Annotated in this window: 16 protein-coding genes; 9 read left to right on the top strand and 7 right to left on the bottom strand. The window is 57.2% G+C overall.

All coding sequences use genetic code 11. The features are described from left to right. Positions 1–5: 5 nt before the first annotated feature. The gene (locus AC6I8A_RS02030; protein ID WP_497817935.1) at positions 6–884 is read right to left on the bottom strand and encodes a glucosamine kinase nucleotide-binding domain-containing protein; all 879 of its coding nucleotides are present in this window, start codon (positions 882–884) and stop codon (positions 6–8) included. Between the two features lie 267 nt (positions 885–1,151). Between AC6I8A_RS02030 and AC6I8A_RS02025 the strand changes: the two genes are divergently transcribed. After that, positions 1,152–2,312, top strand: a complete 1,161-nt coding sequence (locus tag AC6I8A_RS02025; RefSeq protein WP_497817934.1) for a Gfo/Idh/MocA family protein — start codon at positions 1,152–1,154, stop codon at positions 2,310–2,312. A 116-nt stretch (positions 2,313–2,428) separates the two neighbouring features. Here AC6I8A_RS02025 and AC6I8A_RS02020 read toward each other — a convergent pair whose 3' ends face one another. Further along, positions 2,429–3,667, bottom strand: coding sequence for an MFS transporter (locus tag AC6I8A_RS02020; protein WP_256698195.1), 1,239 nt, complete (start codon positions 3,665–3,667; stop codon positions 2,429–2,431). Between the two features lie 408 nt (positions 3,668–4,075). Here AC6I8A_RS02020 and AC6I8A_RS02015 point away from each other — a divergent pair, with 408 nt between their 5' ends. Continuing rightward, the gene (locus AC6I8A_RS02015; RefSeq protein ID WP_479490240.1) at positions 4,076–4,675 is read left to right on the top strand and encodes a hypothetical protein; all 600 of its coding nucleotides are present in this window, start codon (positions 4,076–4,078) and stop codon (positions 4,673–4,675) included. Positions 4,676–4,959: 284 nt separating this feature from the next. Beyond that, the gene (locus tag AC6I8A_RS02010) at positions 4,960–7,350 is read left to right on the top strand and encodes a glucose/quinate/shikimate family membrane-bound PQQ-dependent dehydrogenase (RefSeq protein ID WP_256698192.1); all 2,391 of its coding nucleotides are present in this window, start codon (positions 4,960–4,962) and stop codon (positions 7,348–7,350) included. Between the two features lie 136 nt (positions 7,351–7,486). On the opposite strand, the gene AC6I8A_RS02005 is transcribed toward AC6I8A_RS02010, so the two are convergent. The 3 genes from AC6I8A_RS02005 to AC6I8A_RS01995 form a co-directional block, all read right to left on the bottom strand. Then, positions 7,487–8,698: an MFS transporter gene (locus AC6I8A_RS02005; RefSeq protein WP_479490241.1), complete on the bottom strand. Its 1,212-nt coding sequence runs from the start codon at positions 8,696–8,698 to the stop codon at positions 7,487–7,489. Positions 8,699–8,810: 112 nt separating this feature from the next. After that, positions 8,811–9,701 (bottom strand): LysR family transcriptional regulator, encoded by an 891-nt coding sequence (locus AC6I8A_RS02000; RefSeq protein ID WP_293792040.1) that lies wholly within the window; start codon positions 9,699–9,701, stop codon positions 8,811–8,813. Positions 9,702–9,777: 76 nt separating this feature from the next. Next, positions 9,778–10,143 (bottom strand): helix-turn-helix domain-containing protein, encoded by a 366-nt coding sequence (locus AC6I8A_RS01995; protein ID WP_008105596.1) that lies wholly within the window; start codon positions 10,141–10,143, stop codon positions 9,778–9,780. A 165-nt stretch (positions 10,144–10,308) separates the two neighbouring features. Here AC6I8A_RS01995 and AC6I8A_RS01990 point away from each other — a divergent pair, with 165 nt between their 5' ends. The 3 genes from AC6I8A_RS01990 to AC6I8A_RS01980 all read left to right on the top strand — a co-directional run bounded on the left by AC6I8A_RS01990 (position 10,309) and on the right by AC6I8A_RS01980 (position 13,524). Continuing rightward, positions 10,309–10,968, top strand: coding sequence for a response regulator (locus AC6I8A_RS01990; RefSeq protein WP_008105599.1), 660 nt, complete (start codon positions 10,309–10,311; stop codon positions 10,966–10,968). Further along, complete coding sequence (locus AC6I8A_RS01985; RefSeq protein ID WP_265300728.1) at positions 10,965–12,323, top strand: sensor histidine kinase; 1,359 nt, start codon at positions 10,965–10,967, stop codon at positions 12,321–12,323. The genes AC6I8A_RS01990 and AC6I8A_RS01985 overlap by 4 nt, the downstream gene beginning before the upstream one ends. Before the next feature lie 334 nt (positions 12,324–12,657). Then, positions 12,658–13,524, top strand: coding sequence for a nucleoside-specific channel-forming protein Tsx (locus tag AC6I8A_RS01980; RefSeq protein WP_008105602.1), 867 nt, complete (start codon positions 12,658–12,660; stop codon positions 13,522–13,524). 123 nt (positions 13,525–13,647) lie between these two features. On the opposite strand, the gene yjdN is transcribed toward AC6I8A_RS01980, so the two are convergent. Together yjdN and AC6I8A_RS01970 are read right to left on the bottom strand one after the other, a co-directional pair. Further along, the gene (yjdN, locus tag AC6I8A_RS01975) at positions 13,648–14,079 is read right to left on the bottom strand and encodes a VOC family metalloprotein YjdN (RefSeq protein WP_137384991.1); all 432 of its coding nucleotides are present in this window, start codon (positions 14,077–14,079) and stop codon (positions 13,648–13,650) included. 78 nt (positions 14,080–14,157) lie between these two features. Next, positions 14,158–15,060, bottom strand: a complete 903-nt coding sequence (locus AC6I8A_RS01970) for a LysR family transcriptional regulator (protein ID WP_497817933.1) — start codon at positions 15,058–15,060, stop codon at positions 14,158–14,160. 113 nt (positions 15,061–15,173) lie between these two features. Between AC6I8A_RS01970 and AC6I8A_RS01965 the strand changes: the two genes are divergently transcribed. From AC6I8A_RS01965 to abgT, 3 genes are all read left to right on the top strand, one after another. Next, entirely contained in the window at positions 15,174–16,487 is a 1,314-nt protein-coding gene (locus tag AC6I8A_RS01965) for an amidohydrolase (protein ID WP_497817932.1), read from the top strand. After that, positions 16,484–17,926, top strand: a complete 1,443-nt coding sequence (locus AC6I8A_RS01960) for a M20 family metallopeptidase (protein WP_497817931.1) — start codon at positions 16,484–16,486, stop codon at positions 17,924–17,926. Before AC6I8A_RS01965 ends, AC6I8A_RS01960 begins: the two co-directional genes overlap by 4 nt. A 189-nt stretch (positions 17,927–18,115) precedes the next feature. Then, on the top strand, positions 18,116–19,636 hold the full coding sequence (abgT, locus tag AC6I8A_RS01955; RefSeq protein ID WP_256698186.1) for a p-aminobenzoyl-glutamate transporter: 1,521 nt from the start codon (positions 18,116–18,118) through the stop codon (positions 19,634–19,636). The last annotated feature ends 11 nt before the right edge of the window (positions 19,637–19,647 follow it).

Below are 19,647 nucleotides of genomic sequence, written 5' to 3'. Positions count from 1 at the left end.
TGAAGTTAAGCAGGAAGTGTCAGGCTGAACTGCGTGGCGAGGCGAATCGCACCGCTCAGCGCATCGCCCTGCGGCGGCACCAGCAGCGCAGCAATATCCGCCGGTAGCCACGCCTGAATGGGTTCGGCTAATCCGCCCATTAAGGCCAGTTTGCCGTGGCTGCGCGCCAGCAGCGGCTGCACCATCTGCACGATATCTGCGGCGCATTGCTGCACCAGCGCTGTGCCGTGCTCATCGCCCTGCTGCGCGGCAGCGAAGACCTCAGGTACCACGCGGCCCCAATCGGCAGGCGTCGCCTGTTTCGACCAGATCAGCAGTTGTTCCGGACTGTTTTGATAGCTTGCCATGACGCGTTGCGTTAACGCCGAGGCGGGCACAATCTCTTCGTGTGCCAGCAGCGCCAGCCGCAGCGCGCGCTGGCCGAGAATCGCACCCGAACCGGCATCCGACAAGGCAAAACCCCAGCCGCCGAGCAGCGTGAAGTGCGCGCCATCCCAGGCCGCGCCCTGGCTGCCAGTGCCAATAATAAACACCGCACCCGGCGCACCGGCGTGCGCACCGGCACAGGCGATTTCGACATCGGTAAATAGATAGCGCGCCTGACAGCGTGGCTGCCAGCTGGCGAGGCGGGTTTGTACCGAGGCGACGTTCGCGCCCGCCAGCCCGGCGACGATCACCGTGCGGTCGCGCGCTTCAGCGGGTAAATTCGCCTGCGCAAACAGATCGTCGATCACCTGCTCGATGGCAACTATAGCGGCATCAAACTGCGACCAGACGTTAGCAGGACCGCCTTTGGCTTCCGCCAGCAGCCGTCCGGCGCTGTCGGTCAGGCGTCCACGACAGTGCGTGCCACCGCCATCAATACCCAGCATTAGTGATTGCACGCGCTTCCTCCTGCCAGCCCGAAACGGTATGACGCTTATAGATGTGCGAAAGATAGGGGAAAAAAACTTAAATCGCAATAACAAATAAATAGGCAATCCGTATAGTTAATTAAAATAGATATAAATCATATGAATAACAATTTTTCACCAATTGAGATCCGCCACACGGATTGACATTAGTTTTTCTGTCGTAATAAGTTAGCGGTCAGATTATCAGCAGCCTGACGGGTCGGGCGGCTTACAGGCAACGGGCTTCAGGGGTACAACATGAAAGTGGGCATTATTGGTCTGGGCTTTCGTCTTTCCCATGTGGTGAAAGAGTTCAACAAAGCCGACACAGCGTTTTCCGTGGTGGGTTATGTCGATCCCGCTCCGGCAGGATTACCGAACCTGCACAGCTTTGGCATCGATGCGGGCACCGCGTTTGACAGCGTGGATGCGCTGCTGCAACACGGCGGCTTTGATCTGCTGCTGGTCGGTTCGCCGAACTTTATGCACCTTGAACATATTCGTCAGGGCTTAGCGGCGGGCTACACAGTATTTACCGAGAAGCCAGTGGTGATCAACGAAGAGCAGACTATGGCGATGGCACAGCTGGTGCAGCAATATGGTCACGAGCGCATTCTGGTCGGCCTGGTGCTGCGCTACTCGCCGCTCTATCGCGACCTGCTCACCGCGCGCGATGAAAATCGCCTCGGCGAAATTACCTCAATTGAAGCCACCGAACACATCAAGCCTTATCACGGTGCGTTCTTCCAGCGCGACTGGCGTCGTCTGGAGAAGTACGCTGGCCCGTACATTCTGGAAAAATGCTGCCACGATATCGATCTCTATCAGGGTTTGGTCGGCGAGCGTCCGGTACGCGTTGCCAGCTTCGGCGGACGCAAAAACTTCACGCCGCAGCATGCGCCTAAAGGTGCGGTAACGCCGCAGTCTGAGGTGTATCACGTTAAGCCGAGCGGCTGGTCGAGCACCGATGCGGTGTTTGACGGCGATGCCGATATCGTCGATTACCAAACCGCGCTGATTGAGTATGCCGGTGGCGCCACCCTCGCCTTCCACGCCAACCTTAACGTGCCGGATGAGTTCCGCCGCTTCTGCGTGATGGGCACCGATGGCATGGCCGAAGGTGACTTTGTGCGTAACTACTTCCGCGTGCACAACGCCCGCACCGGCGAGCGCGAAGTGGATACCGAGTATGACGGCAACGCTTATGACGGCCATTACGGCGCCGATGCGCTGATGGCAGAAGAGATTGTGAAACACATTACGCAAGGAACGCCGCTGAAGGTTTCCGTGGTGGATGCGCTGGAATCGGGACTTACCGCGATCAAAATCGATGAAGCGCGAAAATCGAAAACCGTGGTGGATATGACCGAGAGCTGGAAAACCTTTGACGCCAGCCTGGGGAAAGCAATCAACGTGTGATGTTGGGGGATCTTGCGGGTTGTGAAACGGTGCGCATAAATGCGCACCTTACGCCGTAGGGTCGCCATTCATGGCGACCGTCAAAATGGACGAACGAAGTCATGACGGCCAATCCATCAAACCACGGTTTCGTTTTCCAGCTTCTGCCGCTTACGCAGATGCGGGAAAATCGTCATCCACACCCCCACGACGATCAGCGTGCCGATGCCGCCAATTGCCGCTGCGGGCACTGCGCCCATCCACGCGGCCAGCAAACCTGACTCAAACTCGCCGAGCTGATTCGAGGTATTAATGAAGATGGCGTTGACCGCATTGACGCGGCCGCGCATGTCATCCGGCGTATCCAACTGCACCAGCGCGCCGCGAATTACCATGCTGACCATATCGAAGCCGCCCAGCGCCGCCAGCGCGATCACCGAAAGCCAAAGCTGGGTGGAGAGCGCGAACACCAACGTCGCCACGCCAAAACCCGCCACCGAACCGAACATGATCATGCCGACGTTCTTTTCCAGCTTATGACGACTCAGCCACACGCCAACCAGCAACGCACCGACCGATGGCGCACCGCGCAGGATGCCCAATCCCCACGGCCCGGTATGCAGAATATCCTGCGCGAATATCGGCAACAGCGCGGTTGCACCGCCCAACAGCACCGCGAACAGATCGAGTGAAATCACGCCGAGCACATCTTTGCGATCGCGAATAAAGCGCACGCCGGCGAACAGGTTCGGCAGATTCATCGGCAAGCGCGCCTGTGGCGGCCGCTCATAGCGCAGTCGGCTCACCAGCACGATGGAGAACAGATAGAACAGCGCCGAGACGCCATACACCACATCCGGACCGGCGACATAAAGGAAGCCGCCGAGCGTTGGGCCGATAATCACCGCCGCCTGTCCGCCCACCGAACTGGCGGCCATGGCGCGAGCCAGAATCGGCGGCGGCACCAGCGCCGGCAGCATAGAGGTAATCGCTGGCCACTCGAGCGCCTTAGCGACAGAGATCAGGAACACCAATCCCCAAATCTCAATTTTGCCCGCCCAGTTCATTAGCGTGAGCGCAACCAGCCCCAGCAGCGCCAGCCACTCAATGCATTGTCCGAGCAAAACGATGCGGCGACGATCGAGCTGATCCGCCAGATGTCCGGCGGGCAGCGCCAACAGCACGGAAGGCAGAAATTGCATCAGACCGATCATGCCCAGCGCCATCGCACTGTGGGTCAGCGCGTAGATTTGCCAGCTGACCGCGACCGAGAACATTTGAAAACCAAACGATGAACAGGTGCGCGCCAGCCAAAAGGCGACAAACGACCTGTGCCGCAGCAATGAATCCTCTGCTGCGGATACTGGAGAACCCATAGTTTTATCCCATCCTAAATCATTACATCGGTTAGCGTCGTTGCACCAACCTGGTGAAAAGCCCATCATGGCTTCCGCTTTATTTTTTCAGGCCACAGAGTGCGACATCTTGTTGAGCCAGGCAATGGCTAGCCGTGCTGTTTAAAAACAGAAGCTTATCCAGAATTCAGCTAAGCATAGCGCTCTTAATATTAGCGGGCTGATGGTTGTAGTTTGAAAATATCAACACACATAAGATGATGGCGAATTATCGCTACCGCTTCACTTAATATCTCTCTATCAGAGAAAATTAAAAAAGATCAACTTTATTCAGCAAAGGGTTTATATTGTCGGGGTTAAGATTTCACCAGTCGCCCGTTCTTATAATAATTAAGACGTTGCATCCAATTAATTTATTCACAGAGATAAATGGAAAACAGATCTTATAATCCTTATGTTACTGAGCGCATTCGCCGTTTCGACGGTGCGCTAGCTGGCGTGTGTTATTCAGCACCTTTTATGCATTGCGAACCGGAAAGCACGACAACACTTAATGGAGGCAACATAATTTCGCTGCATAACCAGTTGCCGGATGCACCCGAATTAATAATCATCCCGTTGACGGGAAATAACCTTGTGCGCTTTTTACAGGCGCCGGATAATTATTCCTGCCTGCAGAATGAGAATGTACAACTGGCGATCGATTATGCCGACTTAGTTCAGCAAGATAGTGCATTACGCCAGGCCGCAGAGCGTTTCTCATTTTGGCTATATGATTTGGCACCACCCGGCACTTGCTGGAAGAATATATCCACCTTTCCTTTTCGCGGTATTGTGCTGACCGATGAGTTTTTTAACGATAATTACCTCAAGTTCAGCTTTCCTTTTCTGCTGGAGTCCTGTCGCGAAAGAGAAGCGGAGGTAATATTACGTACCCAGCAGTTAACGCTGCCTGCTGAACATTATGCGCAACTTAATTTGAGCGGCTGGCAAGAGCAACGTACCAGCAGCATACTGCTCGAAGGGTAAACGTTTACACAAAGTGTTGCTCTTAGGTGTTATGGCCCGATCTAACCGGACATAACACCGTTATTCCCCCATAAAATGTCGCACTACTTCCTCTCCACGCGTGCAAAGCACTAAAAATATCAAACCCTTTAACGTTTTTAAGATAAAATTTAACGCAAAGGGAACATCTCGCCGCATGGAAAGCGTCGTTCGAACCGTTTCGTTATTTCGTACTCTATGTCGGGAAGCAACCCAACGCGTTGTTTCCTTTTTAGTTTTTAATGGCAAAGAAAGAGGTCAATATTATGGGGAAAGCTTCCTCATCTTTTGGCGTAATCCGTTTTCTCACAGTGCTTTTTGCACTGCTGACGGGCGCGTTTATGCTGGTTGGTGGCGTTTGGTTAGCCGCCATTGGTGGTTCCTGGTACTACGTTATTGGCGGTGTGGTCATGTTGATCACCGCTATTCTGCTGTGGCGCCGTAGCGGCTCAGCATTACTGCTGTACGCATTGCTGCTGTTGGCAACGCTGGTGTGGGGCGTGTGGGAAGTCGGTTTCGACTTCTGGGCGCTGGCACCGCGTACCGATGTGTTGGTGATCTTCGGCATCTGGCTGATTCTACCGTTTGTGTATCGCGGTCTGAATAATGCCGGCAAAGGCGCTCTGGCGCTGTTGTCAGTGGCGCTGCTTGCCAGCGTGCTGGTGCTGGCGTGGGCAGTGTTCCACGATCCACAAGAGCTGAACGGTGAAATTCCAGCGGCAGCCTCTAATGCTCCGCAGGCGCAGCCGCTGAGCAACATCAATGATGCTGACTGGCCTGCCTATGCACGTGACCAGCAAGGCACCCGCTTCTCGCCGCTGAAGCAGATCAACACCGGTAACGTTAAAGAGCTGCAGGTTGCCTGGCAGTTCCAGACCGGCGATTTGAAGACGCCAAACGATCCGGGCGAAATCACCGATGAAGTCACGCCAATCAAAATCCGCGACACCCTGTATCTGTGCTCACCGCATCAGATTCTGTTTGCGCTGGATGCTAAAACCGGTAAGCAGAAGTGGAAATTTGATCCGGGCCTGAAGCCGAATCCAACCTTCCAGCACGTGACCTGCCGTGGCGTTTCTTATCACGAAGTCCCTGCTGCAGCTGATGCGGCCAATACCCAACCTGCGCTGTGCTCACGCCGTATTTACCTGCCGGTAAATGATGGCCGCATGTTCGCGCTGGATGCGGAAACCGGTGAACGTTGTGCTGCCTTTGGCAACAACGGTGAACTGGATCTGCAGCACAAGCAGCCAGTATTGACCCCAGGTCAGTACGAGCCGACCTCACCGCCGGTCATCACCGACACTACCATCGTGGTAGCGGGCGCGGTCACCGATAACTACTCAACCCGTGAGCCGTCTGGCGCCATCCGTGGCTTCGACGTCAACACCGGTAAACTGCTGTGGGTGTTCGATCCGGGCGCGAAAGATCCGAACGCGATTCCACAGGATGAACACACCTTCACCATGAATTCACCGAACTCATGGGCGCCGGCGGTGTACGATCCGAAGCTGGATATCGTTTACCTGCCAATGGGTGTGTCAACGCCGGATATCTGGGGTGGCAACCGCACCGCAGAGCAGGAACGTTATGCGAGCAGCGTACTGGCACTGAACGCCACTACCGGTAAGCTGGTGTGGTCGTATCAGACCGTGCATCACGATCTGTGGGATATGGACCTGCCGTCGCAGCCGACGCTGGCCGATATCACCACCAAAGATGGCAAAACCGTTCCGGTGATTTATGCACCAGCGAAAACCGGTAACATCTTTGTCCTGGATCGTCGCACCGGCGAGCCGGTTGTCCCTGCGCCGGAAACCCCGGTTCCACAGGGCGCCGCCAAAGGTGACCACGTTTCACCAACTCAGCCGTACTCCGAACTGACCTTCCGTCCGAAACAGAATCTGACGGACAAGGACATGTGGGGCGCGACGATGTACGACCAGCTGGTGTGCCGCGTGATCTTCAAGCGTCTGCGCTATGAAGGTCCGTTCACCCCGCCGTCTGAGCAAGGTACGCTGGTCTTCCCAGGCAACCTCGGCATGTTCGAATGGGGCGGTATCGCGGTGGATCCACATCGTCAGATTGCGATTGCTAACCCAATGGCGCTGCCGTTTGTTTCCAAGCTGGTTCCGCGCGGTCCGGGCAACCCGATCGAGCCACCGGCTGACGACAAAGGCGGTTCAGGTACTGAAACCGGCATCCAGCCACAGTACGGCGTACCGTACGGCGTGGAGCTGAATCCGTTCCTGTCACCGTTTGGTCTGCCATGTAAACAACCGGCGTGGGGCTATGTCTCAGCGGTTGACCTGAAGACCAACGAAACCGTGTGGAAAAAACGCATTGGTACGGTTCGCGATAGCGCGCCAGTTCCACTGCCGTTCAAAATGGGTATGCCAATGCTGGGCGGCCCAATCACCACTGCAGGTAACGTGTTCTTCATTGGTGCTACCGCAGATAACTATCTGCGTGCATTCGATACCAATACCGGTGAAATGCTCTGGCAAGCACGACTGCCAGCGGGCGGCCAGGCTACGCCGATGACCTATGAAGTGGATGGCAAGCAGTACGTTGTTATCGCGGCAGGTGGTCACGGTTCGTTTGGTACCAAGCTGGGTGATTATGTGATTGCTTATGCACTGCCAGATGCGAAGTAAGTTTTCGCGTTGAAGTAATAAAGCGGGCTTAGGCCCGCTTTTTTGTAGGGTCGCCATTTATGGCGACCTTTGCAAAAACCGCACAAACTTGCGGTGCGCCCATCATGAAGGTCGCCATGAATGGCGACCCTACGAGTTAGCGGTTACGCAGCACGCGGGCGTTTAACAGCGCGCACAGCGCCATAATTATGCAGGTGGCCAGAAACACCGGACGCATACCAAACGCGCCGCCAACAAAGCCACCAAACAGCGGACCTGAAACCTGGCCGACATACTGCGCCGAAGTGGAATACCCCAGCATCTTACCCACCTGCGACTGCGGCACGCTGTGACGAATCAGCGCCGTGACGCACGGCATCAATCCACCCAGCGCCATGCCCATCAGAAAACGCAGCACCACCAATTGCCACGCTTCGCTGATAAAAGCCTGCGGGATCAACAGCAACGCGCAGGCTATCAATCCGTAAATCAGCACGCGACCATGCCCAACGCGATCGGCCAGCCGTCCCAGACGCGGTGCGGAGAGAATGCTGCCGAGCGCGGCGGCGGCCATCACTAAACCGGCGGTGACGGTGATGGCGTGATCGCCGCTGACAAACTGGCCGATATACAGCGTGATGATCGGCTCAATCGACATATTGGCGAAAATCAGCAGCATGCCCGACAGCCACATCAGTCGCACCACCGGCAGATTCGGCGGTGCCTCATCGGCTGCACTGCTTTGCACGGTTTTCTTGCCGAAGGAGCGCGGCACCTCTTTCAGCAGAAAAGTAGTTGCGAGAAAGGCAAGGAAAATCACCGCGCCGGTCAGCCAAAAGGTGTGACGAATACCAATCAGCGGCGGCAACACGCCGCCCAGCAGCGGCCCCACCACGTTGCCCGCCATGATGCCGGACGACAGCACGCCGAGCGCCCAGCCGGTTTGCTCTTTCGGCGTTTGCGCCGCCACCAGAATGGTCGATCCCGAGGCGTAACCGCCGAGCAAACCCGCCAGCAAACGCAGCGCCACCAGTTGCCACGGCGCGGTGGCCATGCCAATCAGCGACATCGCAATTGCCATGCCGAGGCTGGCGCGAATCAACATCAGTTTGCGGCCATAGCGATCGGCCAGTTTGCCCCAAAGCGGCGCGGTCAGGGCGGCGCTGAGGAAGGTGGCGCCGTAGGCTGCACCCGACCAGCGCGCAATCGCCGCCGGTTCCTGCACGCCGAGTTGCTGCACGTAGAGCGGCAGAAACGGCAACAGTAGTGTCATCGCCACGATGGTGCTGAACGAACCCAGCACGCAGACACATAAATTTCGCTTCCAGTGTTGCTGTTCGGGCGCTAACGCGAGTGGAGGTTGCTGCATGGTGATATCCCTGTTTTTTGCTTTTTTAGCAGGCTAACAGCGAGCAATCAGAGAAAACAGGGTTGTTATGATAATTGCCAGGCGGCGTAGCATTGTTGCCAGATAACAACAATTACGCCATGCCGAGCGCCTTGATTAAGGCATCGCACAGCAATGTCACCGGCGAAGAGGGTTGCGGCTGCTCTTTCAGCAACAGATAGCTGTGCAGGCGATCCATTTGCCACTCCGGCAGCACCTGCTGAATTTCGCCGCGCGTCAAAGCATCTTGCGTCATATAAGCAGGCAGATAAGCGATGCCGGTCCCCGCCAGCGCCGCATTGAGCAGCGCCATGCTGTTGTTAGCGCGGAAACGGCTATGTACATCCAACGCCAGCCGCTGTTTATCACGGCGAAATGGCAGCGCGGCGGTGTGCGCCGGACCGTGAAACAGCAGTAAGTCGTGGCGCGTCAGGCGGTCGGGATGATCGATGTCCGCATGCGCCGCCAGATAATCCGGCGTAGCGTACAAGCCCCAATCAATGCTGGCGAGTTCACGATAGTTAGCGGCATCGGGCGCACGTGCGCGGATGACAATCGCCACGTCGGCGCTGGGTTGCGGGTCATCGCTAGTGGTGAGTTCGAGATCAACGTTGATGTGAATATGGCGGCGGATAAAGTCATTTAGCGTTGGCACCACGCACTGGCAGCCGTAGGTGACCGGCGCCTGCAAGCGCACGTTGCCGGCGGGCAGTTGATGCACCTGCTGCACAAAGGCGTCGGCGCGATGCATCTCTTCCAGCATGCGCACACAGAACGGATAGTAAGCCTGGCCGAGCTCCGTCAGCACCACTTTGCGCGTGGTGCGCTGCAACAGCTTGATGCCGAGGCGCACTTCCAGCCGCGCCACTTCACGGCTGACGTGGGATTTGGAGACGCCTAAGGTGCGTGCGGCTTCGCTAAAGCTTTGCCGTTCCACTACGCGTGCAAACAGCATCATGGCGGAGAGATTGTCGCTGTTGTCCATGTTCTCTGGCAGTTAAGAGAGTGAGAACAGCAGCTTATAACAAATTCCCCGATCCTGGTCGCCATAAATGGCGACCCTACGCGACGGCTAATGGGAACAATAAACGATCCGGCTCGACGCGACGCTGGCGACGCAGCTGGCCTGGCGTAACCATGAAGTAGTTTTTGAAGGTGCGAGTATAAGCCTGCTGCGTATCGAAGCCGTAACTCATCGCCACCTGCAAAATCGCCTCATCGCTGTTAATCAGCGTCAATGCCGATTCGGTTAAGCGGCGCTGGCGAATGTATTCGGCCAGCGAAAAACCGGTGTGCTGACGGAACAGACGTTGCAGATGCCAGCGGGAGTATCCCGAGCGGCGTGCTACTTCATCCAGATGAAGATCGTGCCCTAAGTTATTCTCTATCCAGTCCAGCAAACTACGGATAAATTCGCGCTGATTCATGGGATTCTCCTGCGTTGGCAATGTGTCCAGTGCCGCCACAATAGCGCGTTAAATTTATCCCTTAATTAGCAGAAAATTAGCGCAGAATTAGCAAGCGGGAAAACGGGTATAATTCTGGCCTAATTATCTGTCGCTACACTGCGTTCAGTTGAGTTGGAGGGCATCATGCGTGTGCTGCTGGTAGAAGATGACGAAATGATTGGCGCGAATCTGCAGCAAGCGCTGGAAGCGGCAGGTTGGTCAGTGGATTGGGTACGCGACGGCGTCTATGCCAGCAATGCCTGGGCCGAAGGCGGCTATACCTGCGTGTTGCTGGATCTTGGCTTGCCGCGTGAAGATGGCTTGCAGGTGCTGCGACGAGCGCGCACGCGCGGCGACATGACGCCGGTGCTGGTGCTCACCGCCCGCGATACCGTGCAGCAGCGCATTCAGGGATTGGACAGCGGCGCGGATGACTATTTGCTGAAACCCTTTGATCTGCAAGAGGTGCTGGCACGTATGCGCGCCATTACCCGCCGTCGCCACGGTGCGGCAGATTCTCTGCTCGGCAGCGGCGACGTGCAGATCGACATCATGACGCGCGAAGTGTTGTATAAAGGCCAGCGCGAACAGCTCACCGCACGTGAATATGCCCTGCTCTACGCCTTGCTGGAGCGGCCCGGCGCCATCCTTTCACGCGAACAGTTAGAAAACCGCATTTACGGCTGGGGCGAAGAGGTCAGCAGCAACGCGGTGGATGTACTGATTCACGGTATGCGCCGCAAACTGGATAACGAAGTGATCCGCAACGTACGCGGACTTGGCTGGCGGGTACCGGCAATATGAAACCTTTCACCTTTATGCGCTCGCTGCGTAACAAACTGCTCGCCACGCTGGTGATTCTGCATCTGGCGATGATCGGCGGCGTCACCTGGTATTTCTATCACTGCTACGGCGACATGATGGGTACCATGAAGGACGATCAGCTCGCCAAGATCGCTGATGCCTGGGCCAGCAGCCAACGCATGCCGGCGCTGATGCCGATGGTGATGCATGAAGAGAAACTCAAAAGCACCTATATCGTTCAGCTGTGGGACGAAAGCAACCATCTGCGCGCCAGCTCGTGGCCGGGCCTGCATGCGCCATTGCAGCTGAAAAAAGGCTGGACCGATTTGAAAGTCGGGGATTGTGGCGACGACTGCGAATGGCGTGTTTACACGCGGCCCGGCGAGCTGGGCAGTGAAATCGGCAATATTCAGGTGCTGCATAATATCGGCTACATGAAAAGTATCATGGTCAAGCGAGCGCTCTCCGCCATCATTCCGTTGGTGCTGATGATGCCGCTCTCACTGATCGTGATATGGCTGGTGGTGCGGGCGATAACGCGTGATTTACGCGTGGCGTCGCGCCATATCGCAGCCCAGGAAACGCTGCATCCGCATAGCGTTTCACCTGATGGTTTACCGGACGAAGTGCTGCCGCTGGTGGCAGCTTACAACGCCTTGCTGGATAGACTGCGCGCGGCCTGGTCATCGCAGCGTCAGTTCCTCGAAGATGCGGCGCATGAGCTGCGCACGCCGGTCACCGCCGTGACCTTGCAGCTGGAGAATCTGCGGCAACATATTCAACCCGGAGAAGCCCGCCGCCAGTTCGATCAGCTGGAAGCGGGCGTAACGCGCACGCGCCATCTGGTGACGCAGCTGCTGAATATCTCGCGTCAGGAAGATCAATCGGTGGTCGCCACGGTGGAAAGCATCGAGCTGGACGACCTGCTGAAAGAGAGCATTGAGCAGTTGATGGTGGTGGCAGATAAGCGCGGCATTGATATCGGCTTTAACGGCACCACCCATTATCGCCTGCACGCCAGCCGCTCCGATCTGCGAAGCCTGTTTGATAACCTGATCGGCAATGCGATGCTGCACACGCCGGAAGGCAGCCTGGTCGATGTGCTGCTGCATCGCGTCGGTAATCACACCGTGGTGGATATTGTCGATAACGGGCCCGGCATGGCGGAATCCTTTATCGAACGCGCCTTTGACCGCTTCACCCGTTCGCCGGACGTGCAGGCGCAAGGCAGCGGCTTGGGCTTATCGATTGTGCGCAGTGTGGCGCAAAAGCATCAGATGCAAGTTGCGCTGTCGAACCGCCACGATCAACAGGGCCAGATTGCCGGCCTGCAGGTACGCGTTACCCTCCCATAACCCGTAGGGTCGCCATTCATGGCGACCATGCAACCTATCGCACCATTCTCTCAACCCCTTTTTCCCGACGAACGCGACACGTAAACGGTTGCGGGGTTCCGTTCGCCTCACGGTCTTTATGTGATAACGATCACATTTCCAGTGAATCAAACTGCAACACTTTTTGACAAACGTGACCAAAATCTATTTTCTATGCCTCTGTTACAGGCACATTACGCAAGCTTGAAAATCTGGCGACACAGACCGGATACGACAACTCACTGCCCATCCCCTGGGATCAATTTCACCCGATCGCGGCGACGGCCCGGCGATCAAAAGCATGTGGTTAACAATAATGAAATATAAAGCGTTGATAGCAGGGGCCTTATTGGCCAGCAGCTGGACTGGTGCGGCACAAGCGGCAGACAGCGATCCGCAGTACGTTTCTGACTGGTGGCATCAGAGCGTGAACGTGGTGGGCAGCTACCACACCCGTTTTGGACCCCAGTTCAACAACGACGTGTATCTGGAATACGAAGCCTTTGCTAAAAAGGATTGGTTCGATTTCTACGGCTACCTCGATCTGACCAACTTCTTCGGCGTGGGCAACAGCAACGCCAACGGCGTGTTCGACCACGGTTCGCCGATGTTCATGGAAATTGAGCCACGTTTCTCCATCGATAAGCTGACCGGCACCGATCTCTCCTTTGGTCCGTTTAAAGAGTGGTACTTCGCCAACAACTACATCTATGACATGGGTCGCAACAGCGATAGCCGTCAGAACACCTGGTACATGGGTCTCGGCACTGACATCGATACGCACAGCGATATCGGCCTGTCGCTGAACGTTTACGCGAAATACCAGTGGGAAAACTACGGTGCGGCGAACGAAAACAGCTGGGATGGTTACCGCTTCAAGGTGAAATACTTTGTGCCGATTACCGATCTGTGGGGCGGCAAGCTGAGCTACATCGGCTTCACCAACTTCGACTGGGGTTCCGATCTGCGTGATAAGTCCGATCGTTCACGCACCAGCAACTCGATTGCATCGAGCCACATTCTGTCGCTGAACTACGATCACTGGCATGTTTCAACCGTGGCGCGTTATTTCCACAACGGCGGCCAGTGGGCTGACGGCCAGGAGGTGAACTTCGGTAACGGTCCGTTTGAAGTGAAATCGACTGGCTGGGGTTACTATTTGGTGGTGGGTTACAACTTCTAAGTTGTTGGTTTCCCTCACCCTAACCCTCTCCCACAAGTGGGAGAGGGAACAGATCGTGCCCCTACCTACTCTCTCTCCCGCTTGCGGGAGAGGGCTGGGTGAGGGCTAGCGCGCACCCTATACTCAAATCTGCGGCTTATACGCATTCACCATCCACGGTACGCCGAACTTATCGGTCAACATGCCAAAGCCATTGGCCCAGAACGTCGGTGCCCAGCTTTTCGTCACTTCACCGCCCGCTGACAACGCCTCAAACCAACGCTTGCCTTGCGCCTCATCCGGCGTGGATAAACTCACGGCAAAACCGCCATACGCCGCCTGCGGTGCGCCATCGCTCATCATCAATTCGCCCTGACCGATGCGCAGGTGGGCATGCATAATCTGCTCCGGCGAAAAGCTCACGCCCGAGATACAACCTTCGTCCTCCACCGGCGTTTCATCCGGCATATCGCCATAAGTCATCTTGAACAGAAGCTCGCCGTCGGTGGCGTCGAGGTAGAAGGCAATCGCCTCTTCGCAGCGACCGCTGTAAAAAACATACGGGGTAACTTGCATGCTCTGTACTCCATAAAGGGAACGTCCCCTGCAAGTGTAGTGCACATTATTTATACCGTTGCGAGCCAGGCCGCACTCTTACCTTTGCTGACAGTAGCGCCGAAACAGCTGCGCCATGTAGGCGCTCATCGGTGTCAGCGCGGTGTCTTTGCGCTGGATAAGGTAGAAAGTGGCTTTCGGTAAGGGTTCGTCGAGCTCGAGGGAGATCAGCTGGCCGCCGTGCGTCGGGTCTTCAATCACATCGCGCGAAATAATGCTGACGAAATCGCTCTGTGCCACCAGGCTGGTGCAGGCCATAAAGGTCTCGCAGGTGACGACGATTTTCGGTGCCATGCCGCGCTCGCCAAACAGATCGTGCAGCAGCCGATAATAGCTTCCCTGCGGCGTCGGCATGGTCCAGTCGCAGTGCTGCAACTCAGCCAGCGTGCGCGCGTGCGCCATCGGATGTCCTTTGCGCATCACCACCTGATAATCACGCTCCATCAGCCGTTCAAACACCAATTCCTGATCGAGATGATTTTTATCATAGGTATTGATGGTGAAATCCAGTTCGCCCTGGCGCAGTTCATGCACCATCGAAACCAGCTGACCTTCAACAATCCGCACCTTAACCAGCGGATACTCGCGATGAAATTGATTAATCACCTGCGGCATGACGGTGCGCGCAATACTGCCGCCCACGCCGATGTTAACGCGCCCGCCGGCTAATCCCAGCCGCTGCTGAATATCTTCCTGCGCTACCCGCAACTCTTCCAGTATCAGGCTGGCATGCTGAAAAAAGTTATCACCGATATCGGTCAGCGTTACGCCCTGCTGTCGCCGCTCGAACAGGCGTGCGCCCAGCGCCAGCTCCAGTTCCTGAATCGCTTTGGTCAGCGCAGGCTGTGAAAGCCCGGACAAGCGGCTGGCGGCGCGAATACTGCCCTGACGTGCCACGTCAACAAACGCGCGCAGCTGATGAAGTTTGAGGTTCGCAGACATAGTTTGATGATAACCGTTGTTTATCAGTAGCAAGATATTCGCATCTTATGCGCGGCAAAACCAATGTGTAGATTCGGATGAATGCATAAAAAACCAACACAAAGGACATGCCGATGAAAACCCTTTCTGACCTCGTCAACGCGCGCATCCCGCAGATGCAGGCCTGGCGACGCGATCTGCACCACTTTGCCGAATCGGGCTGGCTGGAGTTCCGCACCGCCACGTTGGTGGCTGAAGAGCTGCATCGTCTTGGTTATCAACTCAAACTGGGCCGCGAGGTGATCGATGCCGACTCGCGCATGGGATTGCCCTCTGATGAGGTGCTGGTGCAGCAGGAAGCACGCGCGCTGGAGCAAGGCGCGCTGCCGCAGTGGATTAAGCACTTCTCCGGCGGTTTTTGTGGCGTGGTCGCCACGCTGGAAACCGGTCGTCCGGGCCCGGTGATGGGTTTTCGCGTGGATATGGATGCGCTCGATCAGAACGAAAGCCGCGCCGCCGATCATCTGCCAACGCGCGAAGGCTTTGCCTCCTGCAATCCCGGCATGATGCACGCCTGCGGCCACGACGGCCACACCACTATCGGCCTGGCGCTGGCGGGCGTGTTGATGGAGATGCAAGCGCAGCTGAGCGGCACCATCAAACTCATTTTCCAGCCCGCCGAAGAAGGCGTGCGCGGGGCGAAAGCGATGGTCGCGGCCGGTGTGGTGGATGATGTCGATCTGTTCACCGCCATCCATCTTGGTACTGGCGTGCCCGCTGGAGAAATCGTCTGTGGCAGCGACAGCTTCCTCGCCACCACCAAACTCGACGTCAATTTCACCGGCGTCGGCGCGCACGCCGGTGGCAAACCGGAAGAGGGTCGCAACGCCCTGCTGGCTGCGGCGCAGGCTACGCTGGCGCTGCACAATCTGCCGCAGCACAGCGGCGGCGTGGCGCGCGTTAACGTCGGCGTATTGCAAGCCGGAACCGGACGCAACGTGGTGCCCGACTGCGCGCTGATGAAGGTGGAAACGCGCGGCGTCAGCAATCAGGTTAACGACGATATCTATCAGCAGGCGCTGCGTGTGATTGCCGGTGCGGCGGCGATGTACGGCGTGGAGTATGACGTCAAGCTGATGGGCGGCGCACGCAGCTGTACGCCGAGCCCGGCGTGGGTGGAATTCATCCACCAGCAGGCCGAGGCGCTGGGCATTTTCAACTCGGTGATCGATACCAAACAGCAGGCGGCGGGCTCGGAAGATGCCACCTACATGCTGGAGCGCGTGCAGCAGCGCGGCGGCCAATCCTCCTACGTGATTTTCGGTTGCGATCTGGCGGCAGGCCATCACAACGCGAAGTTCGATTTCGACGAAGCGATCATGGCGACCGCCGTACAAACGCTGGCGACGCTGGCCCTCAATCAAGCGCAGGTTGGAGGCCAGCGATGAGCCACAGCGAATTTATCGATCACTACATCAACCAAAACCAACCGCGTTTTACCGCCCTCAGCGATGCCATCTGGGACGTACCGGAAACCCGCTTTGAAGAGACAAAGTCTTCCGCGCTGCTGGCCGATGCGCTGGAGCAGGAAGGTTTTCGCGTTGAGCGCGGCGTCGGCAACATCGACACCGCGTTTATCGCCAGCATTGGCAGCGGCAAACCGGTGATCGCCATTCTCGGCGAGTTCGATGCGCTGGCGGGTTTGAGTCAGCAATCGGGTTGCGCCACGCCGCAGCCGCTGGTGGAAAACGGCAACGGCCACGGCTGCGGCCACAATCTGCTCGGTACCGCCGGTTTGGCTGCCGCTTTCGCCATCAAAGCCTGGTGGGCGGAGCATGGCCAACGCGGCACGCTGCGCTTCTACGGCTGTCCGGGTGAAGAAGGCGGCTCCGGCAAAACCTTTATGGTGCGCGAAGGCTTATTCGACGATGTTGATGCGGCCGTGACCTGGCATCCCGAAGGTTTCAGCGGCATGTTCAACCTCAGCACGCTGGCAAATATTCAGGCCGCCTTCCGCTTCAAAGGCGTGGCGGCGCACGCGGCCAACTCGCCGCATTTAGGACGCAGCGCGCTGGATGCGGTGACGCTGATGAACACCGGCGCCAACTTCCTGCGCGAGCACATCGTGCAGGAAGCGCGTCTGCACTACGCAGTGACCAATGCCGGCGGCGTCTCCCCCAATGTGGTGCAAGCCGACGCCGAAGTGCTGTATCTGATTCGCGCGCCGCAGCTCGATCAGGCGCAGGATATCTATCAGCGCGTCATCAACATCGCCAAAGGCGCGGCCCTGATGACCGACACGCAGATGACGGTGCGCTTCGATAAAGCCTGCTCCAATTACGTGCCGAATCGCGCGCTGGAAAGCGTGATGGAGCGCTATTTGCATCAGTTTGGTTTGCCTGATTACAGTGAAGCGGAACAGGCGTTTGCCGCCGAGATGCGATCCACGCTAAGCAAAGACGATCTGCGCAACGCGCGTCTCAATGCAGCGCGCACCGGCGGTGAAGCGGGCGTTGCCTGGAGTGAAGCGCTCGGCGACAAAATTCTGATGGATGAAGTGGCGCCGTATGCAGTGACGCGCGAGATCCTTTACGGCTCAACCGATGTCGGCGATGTGAGTTGGGTGACGCCCACCGCGCAGTGTTTTGCGCCCTGCTTCGCCTTCGGCACGCCGCTGCACACCTGGCAGCTGGTGGCGCAGGGCCGCACGTCCATTGCGCACAAAGGCATGTGTCTGGCCGCCAAAGTGATGGCCGCCACCGCGCTGACCTTGTTGCAGGATAATGAAGCGCTGGCGCGCTGCCGCGATGAGTTCCAGCGCGTGCGCCGCGAGCAGCCTTACGTCTGCCCGATTCCAGCGGATGTCACACCGTCGAAGTTGAAGTAATCGTGCGATTCGTAACACGGTGCGCATAAATGCGCACCCTACGACGTAGGGTCGCCATTCATGGCGACCATCACCATGAACGCACGAAACATATCGCCATTCATGGCGACCACTGAAATACCAAAAAAAATACAAAAATATAGCCCCCAACGGGCATGCAAACATAACAAGACGAGATGAGGACCTGCAATGGAAGTGACCACGGAGAACCGCAGCCCCGGAAAGCTGTTTAGCTGGATTGAACGCGTCGGCAACAAAGTGCCGAATCCATTCTTACTGTTCGTCTATTTGATCGTGGTGCTGATGGTGGCCACCGCCATACTCAGCAGCCTCGACGTGGCGGTGAAAAATCCGGCCAACGGCGAACTGGTGCGGGTAAACAACCTGCTAAGCGTCGCCGGGATTCAGTGGATCCTGCCCAACATCATCAAAAACTTCAGCGGCTTTACGCCGTTGGGATCGATTCTGGCGCTGGTGATTGGTGCGGGCCTGGCGGAAAAAGTCGGCCTGCTGCAATCACTGATGGTAAAAATGGCGTCGCGTGTGAGTCGTCGCTACGCCAGCTACATGGTGCTGTTTATCGCCTTCTTCAGCCACATTTCGTCCGATGCCGCGCTGGTGGTGATGCCGCCGCTCGGCGCGCTGATCTTCCTCGCGGTGGGACGCCATCCGGTGGCGGGATTGATGGCGGCGATTGCCGGCGTGGCGTCCGGTTTTACCGCCAACCTGCTGATTGTCACCACCGATGTGCTGCTGTCCGGCATCAGTAGCGAAGCCGCCAAAGCGGTGAGCGATACCGTCCACGTTAGCGTGATCGACAACTGGTACTTTATGGCCAGCTCGGTGATTGTGCTGACCATCGCCGGTGCGCTACTGACCGACAAGTTTGTCGAGCCGCGCCTGCCCGCGTGGAACGGCGGCAACAACGATCGCCTGCCGCCGCTCACTGCGCTGGAGAATCGCGGCCTGAAAGCTGCCGGTATCGCCGCGCTGGTGTTTATCGCGCTGATGGCGCTGCTGGTGGTGCCGGAACACGCGCCGCTGCGCAATCCGAAAACCGGCGGTATCATTCCGTCGCCGTTTATTCAGGGCATTGTGCCGATCATCATCCTGTTCTTCTTTGTGGTAGCGATTGCCTATGGCGCGGTGACAAAGCAGATTCGCCACGCGGATGATATCCCGCAGCTGCTGGTGGATCCGATGAAGAGCATGGCGGGCTTTATTGTGATGGTGTTTCCGCTGTCGCAGTTTGTTGCCTTCTTCAACTGGAGCAACATGGGCAAGTTCATGGCTATCGGCCTGACCGATGTGCTGGAAAGCGCGGGCATTAGCGGTGCACCGGCGTTTATGGGCTTGATGTTCCTCTCGGCGTTCCTGTGCATGTTTATCGCCAGCGGCTCAGCCATCTGGTCGATTCTGGCACCGGTATTTGTGCCGATGTTTATGCTGCTGGGCTTCCATCCGGCGTTTGCGCAGATGATTTTCCGCATCGCCGATTCTGCGGTGTTGCCGCTGGCACCGATGTCGCCGTTCCTGCCGCTGTTCCTCGGCTTTCTGCAGCGCTATCAAAAAGATGCACAGCTGGGCACCTATTACGTGCTGATCTTCCCCTATCCGCTGGTGTTCTTCACCACCTGGATTGTGCTGCTGCTGGCGTGGTATGCGCTCGGTTTACCGATCGGTCCGGGCGTCTATCCGAGCCTGCACTAAGCCTGCGCCAC

This window comes from Pantoea sp. X-Soil-ISGK-275, from assembly GCF_059730795.1.
The sequence above is the reverse complement of the archived record's forward strand: the minus strand, read 5'-3'. Positions and strand labels throughout refer to the sequence as shown.

Coding starts and splice junctions, on each gene's coding strand:
- AC6I8A_RS02025 (WP_497817934.1), top strand. CDS start 1,152: ATGAAAGTGGGCATTATTGGTCTGGGCTTTCGTCTTTCCCATGTGGTG.
- AC6I8A_RS02020 (WP_256698195.1), bottom strand. CDS start 3,667: ATGGGTTCTCCAGTATCCGCAGCAGAGGATTCATTGCTGCGGCACAGG.
- AC6I8A_RS02015 (WP_479490240.1), top strand. CDS start 4,076: ATGGAAAACAGATCTTATAATCCTTATGTTACTGAGCGCATTCGCCGT.
- AC6I8A_RS02010 (WP_256698192.1), top strand. CDS start 4,960: ATGGGGAAAGCTTCCTCATCTTTTGGCGTAATCCGTTTTCTCACAGTG.
- AC6I8A_RS02005 (WP_479490241.1), bottom strand. CDS start 8,698: ATGCAGCAACCTCCACTCGCGTTAGCGCCCGAACAGCAACACTGGAAG.
- AC6I8A_RS02000 (WP_293792040.1), bottom strand. CDS start 9,701: ATGGACAACAGCGACAATCTCTCCGCCATGATGCTGTTTGCACGCGTA.
- AC6I8A_RS01995 (WP_008105596.1), bottom strand. CDS start 10,143: ATGAATCAGCGCGAATTTATCCGTAGTTTGCTGGACTGGATAGAGAAT.
- AC6I8A_RS01990 (WP_008105599.1), top strand. CDS start 10,309: ATGCGTGTGCTGCTGGTAGAAGATGACGAAATGATTGGCGCGAATCTG.
- AC6I8A_RS01985 (WP_265300728.1), top strand. CDS start 10,965: ATGAAACCTTTCACCTTTATGCGCTCGCTGCGTAACAAACTGCTCGCC.
- AC6I8A_RS01980 (WP_008105602.1), top strand. CDS start 12,658: ATGAAATATAAAGCGTTGATAGCAGGGGCCTTATTGGCCAGCAGCTGG.
- yjdN (WP_137384991.1), bottom strand. CDS start 14,079: ATGCAAGTTACCCCGTATGTTTTTTACAGCGGTCGCTGCGAAGAGGCG.
- AC6I8A_RS01970 (WP_497817933.1), bottom strand. CDS start 15,060: ATGTCTGCGAACCTCAAACTTCATCAGCTGCGCGCGTTTGTTGACGTG.
- AC6I8A_RS01965 (WP_497817932.1), top strand. CDS start 15,174: ATGAAAACCCTTTCTGACCTCGTCAACGCGCGCATCCCGCAGATGCAG.
- AC6I8A_RS01960 (WP_497817931.1), top strand. CDS start 16,484: ATGAGCCACAGCGAATTTATCGATCACTACATCAACCAAAACCAACCG.
- abgT (WP_256698186.1), top strand. CDS start 18,116: ATGGAAGTGACCACGGAGAACCGCAGCCCCGGAAAGCTGTTTAGCTGG.